The sequence below is a fragment of the Sagittula marina genome, from assembly GCF_014196795.1.
Lineage (GTDB): Bacteria > Pseudomonadota > Alphaproteobacteria > Rhodobacterales > Rhodobacteraceae > Sagittula > Sagittula marina.
This window is the reverse complement of record NZ_JACIEJ010000005.1, coordinates 69813-87423: the sequence shown is the minus strand read 5'-3', so window position 1 is coordinate 87423 and position 17611 is coordinate 69813. Positions and strand designations below refer to the sequence as shown.

Annotated in this window: 12 protein-coding genes; 3 read left to right on the top strand and 9 right to left on the bottom strand. The window is 61.8% G+C overall.

What is annotated here, in order from left to right; translation table 11 throughout:
* Window positions 1–46 precede the first annotated feature (46 nt).
* Window positions 47–925, bottom strand: coding sequence for an amidohydrolase family protein (locus GGQ68_RS10870; RefSeq protein ID WP_183965887.1), 879 nt, complete (start codon window positions 923–925; stop codon window positions 47–49).
* A gap of 185 nt (window positions 926–1110) precedes the next feature.
* Here GGQ68_RS10870 and GGQ68_RS10865 point away from each other — a divergent pair, with 185 nt between their 5' ends.
* Window positions 1111–2946 (top strand): feruloyl-CoA synthase, encoded by a 1836-nt coding sequence (locus tag GGQ68_RS10865; RefSeq protein WP_183965885.1) that lies wholly within the window; start codon window positions 1111–1113, stop codon window positions 2944–2946.
* Window positions 2943–4505, top strand: a complete 1563-nt coding sequence (locus tag GGQ68_RS10860; protein WP_183965883.1) for an acyl-CoA dehydrogenase family protein — start codon at window positions 2943–2945, stop codon at window positions 4503–4505. The genes GGQ68_RS10865 and GGQ68_RS10860 overlap by 4 nt, the downstream gene beginning before the upstream one ends.
* Window positions 4506–4573: 68 nt before the next feature.
* On the opposite strand, the gene GGQ68_RS10855 is transcribed toward GGQ68_RS10860, so the two are convergent.
* The 8 genes from GGQ68_RS10855 to GGQ68_RS10820 form a co-directional block, all read right to left on the bottom strand.
* Window positions 4574–5569: an aldo/keto reductase gene (locus GGQ68_RS10855; protein ID WP_183965881.1), complete on the bottom strand. Its 996-nt coding sequence runs from the start codon at window positions 5567–5569 to the stop codon at window positions 4574–4576.
* A 174-nt stretch (window positions 5570–5743) separates the two neighbouring features.
* Window positions 5744–10426 (bottom strand): ExeM/NucH family extracellular endonuclease, encoded by a 4683-nt coding sequence (locus GGQ68_RS10850; protein ID WP_183965879.1) that lies wholly within the window; start codon window positions 10424–10426, stop codon window positions 5744–5746.
* Between the two features lie 514 nt (window positions 10427–10940).
* Complete coding sequence (locus GGQ68_RS10845; RefSeq protein ID WP_183965877.1) at window positions 10941–11399, bottom strand: MarR family winged helix-turn-helix transcriptional regulator; 459 nt, start codon at window positions 11397–11399, stop codon at window positions 10941–10943.
* On the bottom strand, window positions 11392–12177 hold the full coding sequence (locus GGQ68_RS10840) for a crotonase/enoyl-CoA hydratase family protein (protein WP_183965875.1): 786 nt from the start codon (window positions 12175–12177) through the stop codon (window positions 11392–11394). The genes GGQ68_RS10845 and GGQ68_RS10840 overlap by 8 nt, the downstream gene beginning before the upstream one ends.
* A 241-nt stretch (window positions 12178–12418) precedes the next feature.
* Window positions 12419–13180, bottom strand: a complete 762-nt coding sequence (locus tag GGQ68_RS10835; protein ID WP_183965873.1) for an ABC transporter permease — start codon at window positions 13178–13180, stop codon at window positions 12419–12421.
* A 79-nt stretch (window positions 13181–13259) separates the two neighbouring features.
* A complete protein-coding gene (locus tag GGQ68_RS10830) occupies window positions 13260–14042 on the bottom strand; it encodes an ABC transporter ATP-binding protein (protein ID WP_183965871.1) in 783 nt (260 codons plus the stop codon).
* A gap of 68 nt (window positions 14043–14110) precedes the next feature.
* Window positions 14111–15112 (bottom strand): ABC transporter substrate-binding protein, encoded by a 1002-nt coding sequence (locus GGQ68_RS10825; RefSeq protein ID WP_183965869.1) that lies wholly within the window; start codon window positions 15110–15112, stop codon window positions 14111–14113.
* Window positions 15113–16017: 905 nt separating this feature from the next.
* Window positions 16018–16701: a response regulator gene (locus GGQ68_RS10820; RefSeq protein ID WP_183965867.1), complete on the bottom strand. Its 684-nt coding sequence runs from the start codon at window positions 16699–16701 to the stop codon at window positions 16018–16020.
* A 188-nt stretch (window positions 16702–16889) separates the two neighbouring features.
* Here GGQ68_RS10820 and GGQ68_RS10815 point away from each other — a divergent pair, with 188 nt between their 5' ends.
* Complete coding sequence (locus tag GGQ68_RS10815) at window positions 16890–17591, top strand: sensor histidine kinase (RefSeq protein WP_183965865.1); 702 nt, start codon at window positions 16890–16892, stop codon at window positions 17589–17591.
* The last annotated feature ends 20 nt before the right edge of the window (window positions 17592–17611 follow it).

The window sequence follows — 17611 nt, the reverse complement described above, 5'->3', positions numbered from 1 at the left end:
GGGGCAAAGCCCCCCAGCCGGTCGCCTCGCGCACGCGAGGCGAAACTCACATCTTCAGGATACGCCGCGCGTTTTCTTTCAGGATCAAAGGCTTCACCTCGTCCTTGATGCCGATCTCCTCGAAATCTTTCAACCAGCGGTCCGGTGTGATCGCCGGCCAGTCCGATCCAAACAGCATCTTGTGCTTCAGGATCGAGTTTGCGTATTTCACAAAGAGCGGCGGGAAATACTTCGGCGACCAGCCCGACATGTCGTGATAGACGTTGGGCTTATGCTGCGCGACGGCCAGCCCCTCTTCGGTCCAGGGGAATGACGGATGCGCCATGACAATCGGCGTGTCGGGAAAATCCACGGCCACATCGTCAATGTACATGGGGTTGGAATACTTCAGCCGCATCCCCATGCCACCGCGCATGCCTGACCCGACACCGGTCTGTCCGGTGTGAAACAGCATGATCGCACCTTCTTCGGCGATCGCCTCATAGATGGCGTATGCCGCTTCGCGGTCGTTGGGGAAAAAACCCTGCATGGTCGGATGGAACTTGAACCCTTTGACACCGAACTCGCGGACCAGTCGCCGCGCCTCACGTGCGCCGGCCTTGCCCTTATGCGGATCAATGCTGGCAAAGGGGATCAGGATGTCGTCGTTTTCCGCCGCGATCTGCGCCACTTCCTCGTTGGAGTAGCGGCGAAACCCGGTCTCGCGCTCCGCATCCACCGGAAAGATCACCGCGCCGATTTTGCGCTCGCGGAAATAATCGGCGGTTTGCTGTACGCTGGGCAGCATCCCGTCCGCCCCCGCGGGGTTGCGGAAATACTTGGCCATGGCAGCCTGAAAATCACCATAGCCGTCGTCGCGCGGACCACAGCAAGGCTCCTCGGCATGGGTGTGAAAGTCGATGGCGACAAGATCGTCGATGTTCATGGAACCTCCCGTTCAGCGACCCATAGGGTGGCACGGCCCAGCGCCGCCTCCAAGCCCCCTTGACCGGGTCTGTTCCGTTCCGTGCGGCAACACGGAACCGTATTGTTTCCTAGTAGACAAAAATTCCAATCTGAGTCAACGTGTCCCGAGGAGACCCGGCAGGAGGACGCCGGGACGGAGGAAACATGACAACATCTCAGCGTGAGGTGTCCTTTTGGACGCCGCATCTCACCGTGGACCGTCGCGCCGACGGCACCATCCTGCTGGCACAGAAAGACCCGCTGGCCGAATGGCCGCGCTGCCTGTCAGACCGGTTTGCCCATTGGGCCGAAACCACCCCTGACCAGACGTGGATGGCCCAAAAGGACGGCGCAGGGGGCTGGGACCGTCTGAGCTACGCCGAAGGCTGGGCGCAAATCCGCAGCGTCGGCCAATGGCTGTCCGCCCGCGGACTGACCGAAGACACCCCCGTTCTGATCCTGTCAGGCAATTCCACCGCACATGCCGTCATGGCGCTTGGGGCGCAGCATGTGGGCGTGCCCTCCGCCGCGCTGGCCCCAGCCTACGCGCTCTCCGGCGGCGACTATCTGAAACTGCGCGACATCGCGGCCCAGCTGTCTCCCGGCGTGATCTTTGCGGATGCGGCAGAGGATTTCGCGCCCGCCATCCGCGCGGTCTTCGGCGACGACATTCCGGTCGTCAGCCTCTCTGGCGCGGTCGAGGGGCACGAAACGATTGCGTTCGACACGCTGCTCGCCACCCCTCCCGGGCCCGAGGAAAAACATGCCGCCGCCGCCGTCACACCGGACACGGTCGCCAAGTTCCTCTTCACCTCCGGCACCACAGGATCGCCAAAGGCCGTCACCCAGACGCACGACATGCTCTGCTCCAATCAGCAGATCATCCAGCAGTGTTTCACCTTCATGGTGGACACACCGCCGGTCGTGGTCGATTGGGCGCCGTGGAACCACACGGCCTCCGGCAACAAGGTCTTCAACATGGTGATCTACAACGGCGGCACCTATTACATCGACGATGGTCGCCCCACACCCAAGGCCATCGGCAAGACCATCGAAACCCTGAGGCAGGTTTCGCCAACATGGTATTTCAACGTGCCGCTCGGCTATCAGATGCTGCTCGACGCGTTCGAAACGGACCATCAACTGCGCGAGACGTTCTTCAAAAGGTTGCAGATGCTGTTCTACGCCGGCGCAGGTATGGGACAGCACGTCTGGGATCGCATCACCCATGTGGCCAACGACATGGTGCCGGGCGGCCTGTTGCTGACCACAGGCTTTGGCTCAACCGAAACCGGCCCCTTTGCCACGATCAACACAACCCGCCAGCAGACCGCAGGCAACATCGGCCTGCCCGCCCACGGGGTGACGATCAAACTCGTGCCCCAGGGCGATAAGCTGGAGGCCCGCATAAAAAGCCCCTCCATCACGCCCGGCTATTGGGGGAATACAGAGCTCACCGCCGAAGCCTTTGACGAAGAAGGGTTCTATTGCTTTGGCGACGCGTTCAAATTTGCCGATCCCGATGATCCGGCCAAGGGACTGATGTTCGATGGACGGCTGGCGGAGAATTTCAAACTCTCCTCCGGCACATGGGTCGCGGTCGGGCCGCTGCGGGCCAAGCTGACCGATGCCATGGGCGGCCTCGCCTCCGACTGCGTGATTGCGGGGGAAGGCCACACAGAACTCGGCGCGCTTTTGGTGCCAAACCACTCCGCCCTGCGCAAGATCGCTGGCGACGACAGCCTCGACGGTGAGGCGCTGCTGGCCCACCCTGCCGTGCAAAAGGCCACCCAAGATCGGCTCACTGCGGCCGCCCAGACATCTGGCGGCTCCGCGTCGCGCGTGATGCGGGCGATGTACATGGCCGTACCGCTGGACTTCGACAAGGGCGAAGTGACCGACAAGGGCTCCATCAATCAGCGTGCCGTCCTGCGCCACCGCGCCGATCTGGTGGACGCGCTCTGGGCAGAAGACCCGCGCATCATCAAGGTGCATCCATGACGCCGGAAACGCTGCTGAGCATCCTCAACGCCACGCCGGGCTGGGCCGAACAAGCCGCCGCCAGCGATCTTGACGACACCGCGACATTGCACGTGCTGAGCGAGGCCGCCAAGTTTGCAAGGACCCAACTGGAACCGCTCGCGGCCCGCGCCGATGTCGAAGGCTGCCGGATCGAGGAGGGGCGCGTCAAAACCCCGGCAGGTTATGCCGAAACATTTCGCCGAATGGGCGAAGACGGCTGGATCGCCCCGGACCTAGCGCCGGATCTGGGCGGCATGGGGTTGCCTCTGGCACTGCACGTCACGGCCTCGTCGCAGATGGAGGGCGCGGCCCTGCCCTTCATGATGGCGCTGGGATCAACGCGCGCCGCCGCCCATTGCCTTGCCGCCACTGCCCCGGAGCTGGCGACGCAGTGGTGCCCGAAACTGGCCGACGGCACATGGGCGGCCACCATCTGTATCTCGGAACCCGACGCAGGCTCCGACGTGGGGCGCATCCGCACCAGGGCCACCGCCGACGGCGACGCCTACCTTATTTCAGGCACAAAATGCTGGATCAGCTTCGGCGATCACGACATGGCAGAGCGTATCGGCCACCTCTGCCTCGCCCGCACCGGCACGGTTGAGGACGGCACGCGGGGCCTGTCGCTGTTCCTGATCGAAGGCGGGCCGCAAAACGGCACCCACGTGGAGCGCATCGAAGAAAAGCTCGGCCTGCATGGCTCCCCCACCTGCGTTGTGCGTTTTGACGCCGCCAAAGGCACGCTGATCGGCACCGAGGGGCGCGGCCTGCCTGCGCTGTTCAACATGATCGAGCTGATGCGCCTGCAGGTCGGCACGCAAGGGGCCGGGATTGCCGCCACCACAGCCACTCTGGCGCGCAGCTACGCCGAGGACCGCAAACAAGGCGGCCACCCCGCCCAGCCCCCGGTCGCAATCATCGACCACCCGGACGTACAGCGCCAACTGATGATGATGGACGCCCGCGCCCACATTCTGGCGGCGCTGCTCGTGGAAACCGCCGTCACCCTGCAACAGGCGCAGGCAGGCGACCCGCAGGCCCGGACCCTTGCTCCGTTCCTTCTGCCCATGGCCAAGACCTTCGGCGGCGAATTGGGACAGGCCAATGCCGATGCCGCCATTCAGGTGCTGGGCGGCGCGGGATACACCCGCGAATGGCCCGCAGAGCGCCACTTTCGCGATGCGCGCATCATGACGATTTACGAAGGCACCACCGGGATGCAGGCGCAGGACATCCTCTTTCGCCGGTTGCTGAAATCCCCGGACACGATGAACGCCGTTGTTTCCCGGTATGGCACGTCGCCCCTGCTCGACCGGATACAGACGCTCATCGAACGGCTTGCGACCGCCGCACATTCACAACAGGCCCTCGCCGCCGACGCCATGCTGCGGGCGTGCTGGTGCGCGACGGCGGACCTGCTGTCCCAGCGCATCGCGGATCACTCCGGCGCGGCACAGGCGCTCACGCTCTGGCGCGCCCTTGCCCCCTCCGACATGGCGCAGGCAGAGGCCACGGTCGACTGGGCGCTCTCAACCTGAGGTCGCCCGTTCCCGAACCGCCGGGGGCAGTCCCGGCGGATCACCTGTAACGCGCAGGCGCGCCGCGCTCAGCAGTACCGCTCCGGTCCCACGTTCTGTGCATCCGCGTATCGGTCGCCATGACACCAGCCCACCGGCAGGCGCTTTTCGATCTCGATCAGCAGATCCGGGTCCAACAGCGACTCTGCCCCTGTGACCAGCTCGCCAAAGTGATCGACCGACCGTGTGCCCGGAATGGTCAGGATCGCCGGGGACTGGCCCAGCACCCATGCAATCGCCAGCGAGGCGGTGGGCACCCCGACATCCCGCGCCAGATCCCGCAGCCCTTCGGTCACTGTCAGATTGCGTTCCAGGTTACCGCCGGAAAACCGCGGGTTGGTCGCCATGAACGACCCTTCGGCAAACTGCCCCGGCTGCGGCGGGCGATCCGTCAGCAGCCCCCGCCCAACCGACGAAAACGCCACGAGCGAAGTGCCCACCGCCTCACACATCTGGATCAGCCCCAGTTCCGGCAGGCGCGTCTGGAGCGAATACTCCGACTGCACCGCCGCAACAGGCGCCACCGCCGCCGCGCGTTTCAACGAGGTCGGCGCGATCTCCGAAAACCCGAAGGCCTTGATTTTGCCGGTCTGTTGCAAGGCGACGAGGCTTTCAACCACCTCCTCGATCTCCAGCCTCGGGTCGCGCCGATGCACGTAGAACAGATCCACCTGCTCCAGCCCCAGCCGTGCCAGGCTGCCATCCAGTTCCGACGCGAGATGCTCGAACGTGTTGTCGTAGGCGCGCTGCCCATTGGCATCGGTGGTGATCCCGGCCTTGGTCGCAATGCGGAACGGGTTGTCGCCGCCGCGCTTGGCCAGCCATGACCCGATGACCTCCTCTGACCGGCCCATGCCGTAGATGTTCGACGTGTCCACATGGTTTACCCCGGCCTCCACCGCCGCGTCCAGCACCGCATGTGCCTCCGCCTCGCTCACCGGGCCGTAGAAATTCGAAAATGACATGCCGCCAAGTCCCAGCGCCGACACTTCTGGCCCATCGGCCCCCAGCTTGCGTTTCAGCATGATGCATCCTTTCGTCGTGTGTTGGCGTCACGCTTATCCGCGAGGCAGGCAAAGTAAAGTGTCCCGCTGCTTGCCACGCTGCAATCGTGTCGTCTTTGCTGACGGAATGTACGCACAGCATAAGAAAACCGGCCCCACGCGGGGACCGGTCCATATTTCTTACGCCAGACAGTCTCAGGCGACAGCCGCCTCCAGCTGCAAACCAACGATCACCGGATCGTGGTCGGAGGCGGCAAACACATCGTCGCTGTAAAAGCGCTCGTCGTTGAAGGCACTGCTGTAGCTCAGCAGGTCCGGCTCCGCGGCGTTGATGTGCCACTCGGCCGCACCGGTGATCGACAGCGCCAGATCATCCGTGGCGATGGCCTGATCCAGCGCGCCCGCCTGCCCGTCAAAGACATAGCTGTAGGCGTTTTCCGTGCCGACGTAGAACTCCAGCAGATCGACGTAATCCGCATCGTCAGAGAACACCTGCGTCGGATCTTCTTCGGCATAGGCGTTGAAATCCCCGAGGATCAGGAACTCACCGTTCTCGACACCGGTGCCAAGGAAATTGTCCGCCGGGTCCGCATTGGTGCCTTCGAGCCAGGCCATCAGCTCTTCGGCGGCATCGGTGCGCACCTGGTTCCAGTAGCCCTGACCATTGCCCTGATCGACGTTGGGATCGGACAGCAGCGCGATCTGATCCGCCGACGCGGTGCCTGCGGCAACAGCCGCGTCTGCCGCCGACACCGCCGAGGCCAGCCCGCTGTCACCCTTCGATTTGAAGTGCACGGACACCACGGTAAAGGTCTCTCCCGTGTCGAGATGGGTGAAGGTCGCGCCAATGGCAGGGCGGTTGAACTGATCCGCCGACAGCCCGGCAAGCTCTGCCGTCACCGCGCCTGACGGCTCATGAAAGACGTGGTAATCCGCGTCGTTCAAAGCCACCGCCGCCGCGTTGTAGATCACGCCCGTGGTGATGGCGTCGCCGCCATACGGGCCAGAGAACGTCCCCGCGTCCGTCGCCACGGCGCTCCAGTCGTATTGGTCCGTAACACCGCGTTCGAGGGCCTCGGCCTCCAATGCGCTGAGCAGGTAGGTCAGGGCCTCTGCGCCGTTGTTTTCAAGCTCCTGCAAGGCGACCACTTCGGCCCCGCTGTCGAGGATCGCATTGGCCAGCTTCTCTGCCTGACGCATCAGATCGGCTTCGCTTGCCGCACCGCGCGCCTGTCCCGCCGGGTTGTTGGCCTCCGCGTCCGACAAGGAGGTGAAGAAGTTCAACACGTTGAACGACGCCACCTGCACGTTGCCGCCGACATCCGGCGCATCGACCGGACGCGCGCCAGAATTCGTGCTCTCGTCGATCTGCACCATGTCATCAAGCTGCAAACGATATTCAGAGAACGCATAATCCATCACGCCGGTCAGCGGTGCTGTGAACTCGGTCCCGATCCGGAAGGTTGCGCCATCCGCCGTGAACGTGTCGCCCGCGTCCAGATAACCGTTGCCGTTGTCGCCATCGGTGGTGTTCGGAATGTACTGGAACTCCGTCGGGTTGGACGTGCTCGACCCGTCGTCGATCAACAGGCGCGCGTTCTCGTTCGCCTCCATCAGCGCCTGAACCTCGGCCAGCTCGGTCTGCGCATCAAAAAGCTGCGTCGGCTGCGTCTGGCCGCCCGCAGACACCCAGAATTCGCCAAAGCGGTCCAGATTGAAGTTGGTGATCAGCGTCAGCGGATCGGACGTGCCGCTGTCGACACTCACCAACATGCCTTCGAGGCTTTCGAAATTCGGGGCCGAGGCCGGATCCAGCGAGATCGACGTATAGTCCGGGATCGCATTGCCGCTGCTGACGGTCACGATATCCGTCGCCGTGATCTGCGTCCGTTCGAACCGCTCGCTGACGCCACCGGTGACCTGCACCAGATCGCCCAGGGCGACGCTGGGCAAGCTGTCGGTGAACACAAAGATCCCCTCGGAGGTGATCGGGTTGCCGTCGCTGTCCGTGACCTCTTCCTGGACAAAGAACCCATCCCGGAAGGTGTAGGTGACGACCGCCGACACCGTCACATCCTGCCCGACGAAACCGGACACGTCCCCCGCCCCCTGCACGGCAGAGATCAGCGTGATCGTATCGTTGTCCTGCACCGACACGCTGGCGCTGGCGGTCGTGATGGTGCCTTCCACCGGATTGGAAAGGGTCAGGCTCAGCGTCTCGAGCGCCTCGCTGAGGTCATCATCCAGCGTGTTCACAGTGACCGTCGCCGAGGTCTGACCCGCGGCAAAATCCACCGTCCCGGCCAGCGCGCCGCTGATATCGTCGGCATCCACATCGCCACCAATGGTGTACTCCACGCTGCCTGCAACCGACGTATCGCCGGAGCGCGTCACCGTGAAGGCAAAGCTGCCGCCCTCGAACCCCTGGGTGTCAGAGGTGGCAACGGCATAGGTCGGGGCAACTGGCGTGCCACCGCCCCCCGTCGTGCCCGTGATGAGCAGGTTTTGCAGCGCAAACGCTTCGGTGCCACCGTTGGTGTCCGCGGTGACAATGACCTCCAGCGTGCTGCCGGTGCCCGCAAGATCCGCTTCCAGCGTTTGAAAGACGTTTGTCAGGGACAGGCCCGTCGTCGTCTCAATCAAGGGATCATCCAGCGACACCACTGTCCCGCCCGCCAGCGTGTAGCTTTGCGCCGCCGCCTCGTCGGCGATGAAGTCGAACAGGGTCACGGCCTCTGCCCCGTCGATGCTGTACGCGATGGAAAACACGTCCGAGCTTTCAAAATCGCCCATCGCCCCTGCGTCGATGGCCAGCGACAGATCCGTCGCGCCGGACACGTCAAAGCTCCATGTGTAGGACACCGGATCGCTGTTGTCGCTGTTCACCGTATCGGTCGCACCGAAGAACGTGCCGAAGTTCGTTGCGCTGTCCACAATGCCCAGCGTGTCCGCGGCAAAGACCCCCGCACTGTCATCCAGCAGGCTGAAGGGCACGCTGCCCACCCCTACCTGAAAGATGCCAAACCCGTCGCCCGGACTGCTGAACGTCGGCGCCGTGGTCGCCGTGCCGGTCAGGTTCCGGCTCGTTCCGTCGACCATATCAAAGGCGATGACCCCTGTGACGGACTGCGCCACGCCATCGATGGTGACATTCTGCATGGCAAAGGCTTCGGTCCCGCCGTTGGTATCGGCCGTCACGGTCAGCGCAAGTTCGCTGCCACTGCCTTCGATTCTGGCAGACAGGGTCTGCAACATGTTCGACAGGGTCGTGCCGGTCAGCGTCTCGACCAGCGGATCGTCCAGCACCTCAACCGCGCCGCCCGCCAGCGTATAGGTCTGGCTATCGTCTTCGTCGGCGGTGAAATCAAAGGCCACCTGCGTCTCGCCACCGTCGATGGAATAGCTGACGGTAAAGGTATCGCTGCTTTCAAAGTCCCCCATCGCGCCGAAGTCGATGTTCAGCCCAAGATCGGCATAGCCGGAGATATCAAAAACCCAAGTTGCCGAAACCGGCCCCGTGGTGTCGCTGTTCACCGTATCCGTCGCGCCAAAGAACGCGTCCAGGTTCGCAGCCGAGTCGATGATCCCCAGGGAATCGCTCGCAAAGACGCCCGCGCTGTCGTCCAGCAGGCTGAACGGGATCGAGCCCGACACACCCACCTGATACACGCCGAACCCATCGCCCGCCGAGTTGAAGGTCGGCGCAAAATTTGTGTAGCTGGTCAGCCCCTGGCTGGCAGAGCCCACCAGATCGAAGGCGACAGTCTCGCGTTCTGGTCCCACGACCGGTGCTTCGGTCACGGTCACGGCCACGCTCTGGGTCACGGTCGGGTTCACCCCGTCCGACAGGCCAATCACCACGTCGTAAGTGTTGTCCTCACCCGCATCCGCCGGTGTGTCAAAATCCGGGGCCGCGATGAACGACAGCGCCCCGGTGTTGGCGTCGATGGTGAACAGCTCCGCATCCGCCCCGCCCGCAATGGAATAGGTCAGCGTGTCGCCTTCGGCGTCGGTGCCCGCGATCATGGCGGCCACCTCGGTGGTGCCTTCCTCGACGCTGACTGCCGCCTCGACCGACAGCTCCGGCGCCTCGTTGGTCACGGTCACAGTGACCGTTGCCGTGTCGGTGCCACCGTCACCATCGCTGACCGTGTAGGTAAAGCTGTCGGTGCCCGCCACACCGGCACTGGCGGTGTAGATCAACTGGTCGTCGCTGGTATCCGCCGTGCCGTTGTCGTCCAGCGTCACTGTCCCCAGCGCCCCTTGGGTAAAGCTGTCCACCGCCAGAACATCGCCGTTGCGGTCGATATCATTGGCCAGAACATCCACGGCAACCGCTGCACCGGATGCCGTGCTGGTCGCGTCATCTGCCGCATCCGGATCGATGTTGCGCAGACGCTGCTCCACCACGCGGCCATTGTCGAAGGTATAGGTAAACTGGGCCAGCCGCCCGTCATCATCGTAAATCTTCTCTTTGGTCTCCCATGACCGGTTGTCGGCCCCATCCGTCACAGTGACAGAGGTTCTGACCCCGGTCTCCCCATCATAGAGCGTTTCGATGATACGTCCGTCGCGCTTGGTCTCGGTGACGCTGGTTTTCACCCCGGTCTCCGCATCAAATGTGGTTGTCGTGGTCAACCCACGCTTGTCCACCTCCTCCACCCGGATCAGGTTGCCATCCGCATCAAACGTTTCGGTCACCGTCGTTTGACCATGGTGTTTGCCGCTGAAGATCTGCGCCAGCCCACGTTTGATCTGGCTGAAGAAATCATTCCAATCCGTCTGCTGGAAAAGCAGCAGGCTGTGCCCCCAATCAGAAATATCAGAGAAAAACCCCTTGGAGTGAGCGTTGGCGGTCTTCATCGTTTTCAGCGGCATGTTCAAGATCCATCAGCTTTTGGCGCTACAAACGGCGGAGGGCCATGACGGCAACCCTTGGCCGCGATCGGATCACCCGATGCACCCATGATGAAACCACCCCCACCTGTCGCCCCTTGCGGTAGCGACGATCTGTAACAGGCTAGATACAAATTTGACCTGCTGGCAAATATTCGTTCCCGCATGACGCGAAGTCACATGGAGCGAAAGCCGGAAAAAGGAGCGTTCAAGATGTGGTTTTCAGACCGGGGCGACAATCGACCCCGGTTTCAGCCGTTCAGCCGCTGACGGCTCACGCAGCCGCGCCTCTTGGGGAATCACGCGGGCCGCGCGGTGTTCAACGTGTCCCTGGCAAAGCCCGACGTCGCGTTGGGTTGAAGGTTGATACCAACGCCCAGCGGCTTCGACCTTCGCCTCTTCAAATGAGGCCGGGCCCGCCGATCTGGTGCAGAATTAGCGCCATCATCGGGCAACCAATGCCGCCGCCAGCGATCAGGACACGCCCCGTGATCGCCTATTTTTCCTCGGGGTCGATCCCGACATAACGCCGCAAGAGCCGCTTCAGCTCCGCCACCTCGGCGCTTTCCAATCCCGGCACATCGCGTGCCTCGTGCCGAACAAAAACCGGGCGCACCGTATCAATCCGCGCGCGCCCCAAGTCGGTCAACCACAGCTCCACCGAGCGTTTGTCGTCCTGGGGCACGGTGCGTTCCAACAGGCCCTCGGCCTCCATCCCGTGCACCATCTTGGTCATGTGAGCGCGCTTGATCTGCAAGGCCTTGGCCAGAACCCCTTGGCGCACGCCCGGATTTTCCGCCAGCACAAACAGCATGGTCATTTCTCCGGGACGGATGTCCTCCGGCCCCATGTCGGCGTAGAATTCGGCAAAGCTGCGCAACTGCGCCAGCCGCAGCAAAAAGCCAAAGCTGTCGCTCAGGACGCCGTACCCCAGAGCGCCCTTCCCCTCAGGCATTGGGGTCCTGCACCTTGGCCGCGCGCTTGTCGAGAAAGGCCCGCAGGCGGTCCTTGGCGTCGTCGGTCATGGTCGCCAGCGAGGCCACCATCGCTTCGGTGAACAACCCGTCCTCGGACGACATATCCGCGATACGCGGCAGTGCATTGATGACCGAGTAGTTGGTGAATTCCGCATTGGTCGCCATTTGCTGCGCCAGCGCGACCGCCTTGTCCAGCGCGCCGCCCTCCGGCACCACATAGGACACGCCACCCCAGGCCTCAGCTTCCGAAGCCTTCAGCACGCGCCCCGTCAACATCATGTCACCCATCCGCGCCGGTCCGATCAGGCGCGAAATCCGCACCGAGCCGCCGCCGCCGACAAAAATGCCGCGCTGCCCTTCTGGCAGAGCAAAAAACGCGGTTTCCTCTGCGACACGGACCTGCACAGAGGCCGCCAGTTCAAACCCGCCCCCCACGGCCGCGCCAGAGATCGCCGCCACAAAGGGGATCAGGCCACGTTCGATGCCGTCAAAAACCGCATGCCACCGGCGCGACCCTTTGACCGCCTCGAACAGCGGCTTTTCGGAATGTTCGGCGAGATCGAGACCGGCGCAGAAATGCTTGCCATGGCCAAAGATCACCGCGGCACGGGCCTCCGACTGGGCGCGCTGCACGGCGTCATGGATCGCTTCGACGAAACGGTCCGAAATCGCATTGCGCTTTTCAGGGCGGTTCAGCCCGATCAGCGCAACGTCGCCTTGCAGCTCGTAGGTGACGAGCGTTTCTGTCGTGTCCATGATGTCCTCCCACAGGGCCTGTTGCGGCGCCCTTTTGTTCACACGTAAACAATATTGTCGAGTCGTGTCAACGCATCCAAGGTCGGACAGAAGGGTTTCGCCCTGCCTGCGGCAGGACGACCGGCGCGGGCTGCGCCCGCGAAAAAAAGCGGCTTCGCCAAAATTGCTTTGCGCAGTGGGGGCGCTGCCCCGGCCTACGGCCGCCCCCGAAGTATTTGGAAAGCAAAGAAGCGAGGGGCCTTTAGCCGGGCTGACGCTCTGCCCAGCCGGCAAAGATCTTCTCCAGCGCCACGACGACGTAATAAAGAACGATCCCAAGGAAGGCCAAGGCAATGAGAACCGCGAACATCAGCGGATAGTCGGAGTTGGTCTTGCCACTGTCGAACAGCGCGCCAAGGCCCCGCCCGTGGGGGGAGACGATCTCCATCAGGTTGGTGCCGATGAAGGCCAGCGTGACGGCCACCTTCAACGCTCCGAAGAACTCCGGCAAGGTTTTCGGCAGGGCGATTTTCCAGAAGATCGTGGTTTGTGACGCGCCGAGAGACCGCAGGATGTCACGGTATTCCGGTTCCAGCGTCGACAACCCGATGGAGATCGACACGGCAATGGGAAAGAAGGAGATCATGAAAGCGATCAGCACCGTGTTGAAGTCATGCATCCCCACGAACATCAGCGCCACGATGGGGACCACTGTCGCCTTGGGCACCGCGTTGAACCCCACCAACAGCGGATAGAGCGCGTCCCGCATCGTGCGCGAAAAGCCCATGACCATGCCAAACATGACCCCCACGACGATGGCCAACAGCAGCCCCACCACGGTGCGCCACAGCGTCTGCCAGCCCATCACGAGGAACAGCTCCCAGTAGCGGGTGTAGGCCGGACCGAGGTCAGAGGGAGAGGCCATCTTGTAATCTGGCCAGCCCATGACCCAGACAAGCGCCTCCCACAGGACAAGGAAAACGACCACGGCAATCAGGGGGGTCAGGAAGGATCTCAGGCGCATGGTCGGGGTCTCGTCATATCGGTCGCATCTGGTGCGGCAGGGAGTGAGTACTTGGGAAAGCAGAGAAGCAGGACGCCTGTCAGGCGGCGGCGCGGCCCTGCGCGATTTCGATCTGATGCCGCAGGGTGTGCAGCATTTCGGTCGCCTGAACCGTGTAAAGGTCGTCCAGCGTGCGACGCCCGGTGTTGGGCACATCGAGCAGGAACTGGGTGCGTGCGGGGCGACCCGACAGCACAATCACCTGATCGGCAAGAAAGATCGACTCGCGCAGGTCATGTGTGATGAGCACGCCGGTAAACGGCTCCTTTTCCTTCACCTGATGCATCGTCTGCCAGAGATCCTCGCGCGTGAAGGCATCCAGCGCGCCGAAGGGTTCATCGAGGATCAGCACGTCGGGCGAATGCACAAGCGCCCGGCACAGCGAGGCGCGCTGGCGCATCCCGCCAGAAAGCTCCGAGGGGCGCTTGTCCTCGAACCCGTCTAGGCCAACGAGCGATAGCAGATAGCGGGCGCGGTCTTCCTGTTGTTTGCGGTTCAGCTTGGTCGGCACGATTTCCAACGGCAGAACTACGTTCTGCAGGATCGTCCGCCATTCCAGCAGGACCGGGTTCTGAAAGGCCATCCCAACGGTGGAGCGCGGCCCCTTCACCCGTTCCCCGTGCAACCAGACTTCACCTTCGTCGGGCTTCATCAGCCCCGCGATCAGGCGCGTCAGCGTGGATTTCCCACAGCCAGAGGGGCCGACCACGGCGGCGAACCCGCCTTCGGGAACAGAAACGTTCAGCCCGTCCAGCACCGGCAGCGGCCCGTTCTGGGTCTGGTAGGTGTGGCGCACGTTCTTGATTTCGATGAGTTTGTTCATGCCTGCCTCTTAGCGGGACCGGGCGCGCAGATGCGCCCGGTCATATATTGGATTTACCTCACCGAACCTTAATCCAGCGAAAATCCACCCTCTGGCAGATAGGCATCCGTGAAGTACGCACTGGCGTCCGGTTCGTTCTGGAACTCGTATGTCAGCTTGATCTGCTCCAGCGCATTGGCGAAACGATCGTCGTCGATGCGCCCCATACCGTTGGCCTGCGTCCAATCCGTGACCACATTGGCGTCGATCGCCAGTTGCAGGCGGCGCTGCTCCAGCTCCGCATCGGCGGCGGGGTTGCGCTCCACCAGGCTGGCGGTGGCCGCTTCGGGATCGGCAATGGCGTCTTTCCACCCCATTGCGATGGCCTCCAGGAAGCCCGTCACGGCCTCGGGGTTTTCGTCGGCGAAGTTCGTGTTCACGATGATCGCGTTGCCGTAAAGGTCAACACCATGATCCGCCATCAGGATGGTGGAAATATCGTCCTCCGGCACACCAAGGCGCACGAGGTTCAGGAACGACGAGAAGGAGAACCCGGTGATCGAGGCGACCTTGCCCTCGGCCAGCATCGGCTCGCGCGTCGGAAAGCCCACCGGCTCAACCGTAATCGCGTCCATATCGAGGTCGTTCTCAGCGGCAAAAATCGGGAATTGCGCCCATGCGCCATCGGGCGGCGGTGCGCCCAGCACTTTGCCTTCGAGGTCCTTGGGCATTTCGACACCCAGCGACTTGCGGCCCACAATGGCGAAGGGCGGCTTGTCGTAGACCATCATAACAGCGATCACCGGGGCATCGGGGTTCTGGTCGAGGAACTTGATCAGCGAATTGATGTCCGCAAAGCCCACCGGGAACGCGCCCGTGGCGACCTTGGGAATTGCGTCGAGCGACCCCTGCCCTGCGGTAATCTCGACCGTCAGATCCTTGTCCGCGAAAAAGCCCTTGTCGATAGCCGTGAAATAAGGCGCGGCCGGCCCTTCGAACTTCCAGTCCAGCGCAAAAGGCATGTCGGTTTCAGCAAAGGCAGGTGCGGCCAGCGCGATGCCCATGAGGCCGATCAAACTACGATGCAGCATGGTGTCTCTCCCCGTGATTTATACGCGCCCATTTCTGTCAGCGCGCTGGGGCTGTGACAGATGAAGCCCGAGACACATGACCCAGCGCGGCACGCTTTGTTCATTTTACAGGCAGTCTGGGACGACTGCGCCGCATATTTGAACACTAGCGAGATAAGACCGTGACACAAGGCTCCTGTTGCGCGTCCCCCAAACCGGCAGAACAATTACCCAGCCGAAAAAAGAGGCGCCTTGCGCGTGATGGAATTTGACGGCGAATGTCGGCTTTGAATGCCCTGAAACGAAGAGGGTTTCGCGGCACCTGAAGGCATTTTGCCGACAGCGGGCCTGGGAGCCACGTGATGAATCCCGCGTGACAATTTTGATCCATAGACCGTCAGGGCCATACAAAGACCAAAGCACGTATGCCCCTTTCAGGCCATCGGTGATGCAAAGAAGAATATTGCAGAAGGCTTGGGCGTGACCGCGCGAACCGTCAAAAAGCGGCGCAAGCGCGACTTTGGGGGAAGTCGCAGCCAAGCGCCACATGAGCATGCGTTGCATAGTGCGCTGACGCCAGCGCAGTAGACCGTCGCGTTGCCAGAGTCGCTGCTCATGTCGCTTAACGACCTGCTTGCAGGCGGCGACTGAATTCCCCAGCCCGCAGGCGTCCTTTCAGTGACTGGATGGAATCATCACGCGCTCAGCGGCTCGCGCGGTTCCGATCAATGAGGTGCTGCAAAGCCCTCAATTCCGCTAGGAGCGCGACGATAGGCAGCTTCCGCAATCAGCCTTGGATGTTGGCACGTCATTGCGGACAATGAAAACGGTCAAAAAAGACAATCCTGAGTTGGTTCTGAAACGGCTGGCCACCGCTTTGAATATAACATACACGCGACAACCCCACTTCAAAACGCCATATAAATTTAACGGAACTTCAATGGTTCATCCGCATCAAAAAGATAAGAAACGTTCCAATTTTCCGGTTCTGTAAAACCTTTACTCGCCAGCATATCGATAATTCTCTTATCTATTGTATCCACAAATCGTCCGAACTCCATTTCGTCCCGCACGACCTTCGCCACGTCTTGTGCGATTTGTACGCGCTGCTGCGCCAGCAATTCCCCGATCCAATGACGCGAGGCCTCGGAAAAAATCTTCGCAGAGGCCATCATGATTTCACGCAGCTTTTCCGGATCCAGTGCATCCTTGTTGAGGCAGTCCATCGAGCCCTTTTTCATTGACGCCACCGCAACATCGGTTCGCATCTCGGACGAGATCATGACAACGGCAGCGCCAAAATTCATGGCGTGATTGTTCACCAGACGTTGCGCAGCCAAGCCATTGCCCTTGGGCAGCATGTAGTCGATCAGGATGACGTCATACGCTTTTTCATCAAGAGCTTGACTGAACTCGTCCATGTCGGAGGTCAGCCGCGTCGTCACTGGCAAGCCAGTTTTGCCGCAGGCCCGTTTGATCTGGTTTTGATCAAACCGGCTATCATCTAGCACCAGAACCTCGAAGGATGCGCGCTGTCGGTCCTGCAAGCCGTCTTTGCGGTACGCTGCGCGTATCGCGGCCAGCTCTGCATCCTTGGTTTTATCTGCCATGACCACTATCTCCATTGCCCAAACCCACTCCGCATGAGCTTACGCTACGTGCACCCTTCAATTCAAACAGTGCATTCCTTGCTATTTCATCGAAATTTATGAAAATTCACTGGCCATGGCATTTGCCCGGCCGCAATTGGGCTGATATCACTTTGATAACAAGAGCTGCTTTGATCGGATCAAGCAAAATGAAGGATGTGGAGACAGATCAACAGGATTTTGAATCCTATCTTTATATTATCACGCATGATTTGAAGACATATTCCCGCGCGATGCGCGTTATTCCCGAATGGATCGAAGAAGATCTCCATGGCGCCGGCATGACACTTCCCGAGGAGGTCGTCACTCATATGTCGATGCTCAAATCCTATGCTCAGGGCATGGACCGCATGTTGGACGGGCTGACAGATTTGTCTCGCGTCGGAAGACTGTCCGATCCGCATAGCGCGATCAGCCTGTGCAGTGCGATCGGCGCAGCTTGGGCCCGCATGTCTGACAACGTGGGGTTCGATCTGGATCTATCTGGCGTCGTGGGCACGGTGCAGGCCCCGCAGAACGATCTGGATCGCCTGATCGAGGCCCTGCTGTCCAACGCCATCATCCACCACGGCACGCGCAGCGGCAAGATCCGCGTTTCCGGACGAGAGGACGGGCATCGTGTCATGCTGCGCGTGTTGGACGACGGACCGGGCATTGACGAGGGCTACGAGGAAAAGATTTTTCAGCCGCTCTACACGCTGCGCCCAAAGGACGAGGTCGGCACGGCAGGCATGGGCCTCGCCATCGCGCGGAAAGTGGTGACTTTGCTCGGTGGGCACATTGGCGTTTTGGAATCGCCCGCCGGTTGGGGATGCTGCATAGAATGCGACCTCCCCCGCGCAGGGGTTTGAGAAGCCGCGCAGAATCGGGT

Coding starts and splice junctions, on each gene's coding strand:
- GGQ68_RS10855 (WP_183965881.1), bottom strand. CDS start 5,569: ATGCTGAAACGCAAGCTGGGGGCCGATGGGCCAGAAGTGTCGGCGCTG.
- GGQ68_RS10840 (WP_183965875.1), bottom strand. CDS start 12,177: ATGGACACGACAGAAACGCTCGTCACCTACGAGCTGCAAGGCGACGTT.
- GGQ68_RS10825 (WP_183965869.1), bottom strand. CDS start 15,112: ATGCTGCATCGTAGTTTGATCGGCCTCATGGGCATCGCGCTGGCCGCA.
- GGQ68_RS10865 (WP_183965885.1), top strand. CDS start 1,111: ATGACAACATCTCAGCGTGAGGTGTCCTTTTGGACGCCGCATCTCACC.
- GGQ68_RS10870 (WP_183965887.1), bottom strand. CDS start 925: ATGAACATCGACGATCTTGTCGCCATCGACTTTCACACCCATGCCGAG.
- GGQ68_RS10860 (WP_183965883.1), top strand. CDS start 2,943: ATGACGCCGGAAACGCTGCTGAGCATCCTCAACGCCACGCCGGGCTGG.
- GGQ68_RS10830 (WP_183965871.1), bottom strand. CDS start 14,042: ATGAACAAACTCATCGAAATCAAGAACGTGCGCCACACCTACCAGACC.
- GGQ68_RS10845 (WP_183965877.1), bottom strand. CDS start 11,399: ATGCCTGAGGGGAAGGGCGCTCTGGGGTACGGCGTCCTGAGCGACAGC.
- GGQ68_RS10815 (WP_183965865.1), top strand. CDS start 16,890: ATGAAGGATGTGGAGACAGATCAACAGGATTTTGAATCCTATCTTTAT.
- GGQ68_RS10850 (WP_183965879.1), bottom strand. CDS start 10,426: ATGCCGCTGAAAACGATGAAGACCGCCAACGCTCACTCCAAGGGGTTT.
- GGQ68_RS10835 (WP_183965873.1), bottom strand. CDS start 13,180: ATGCGCCTGAGATCCTTCCTGACCCCCCTGATTGCCGTGGTCGTTTTC.
- GGQ68_RS10820 (WP_183965867.1), bottom strand. CDS start 16,701: ATGGCAGATAAAACCAAGGATGCAGAGCTGGCCGCGATACGCGCAGCG.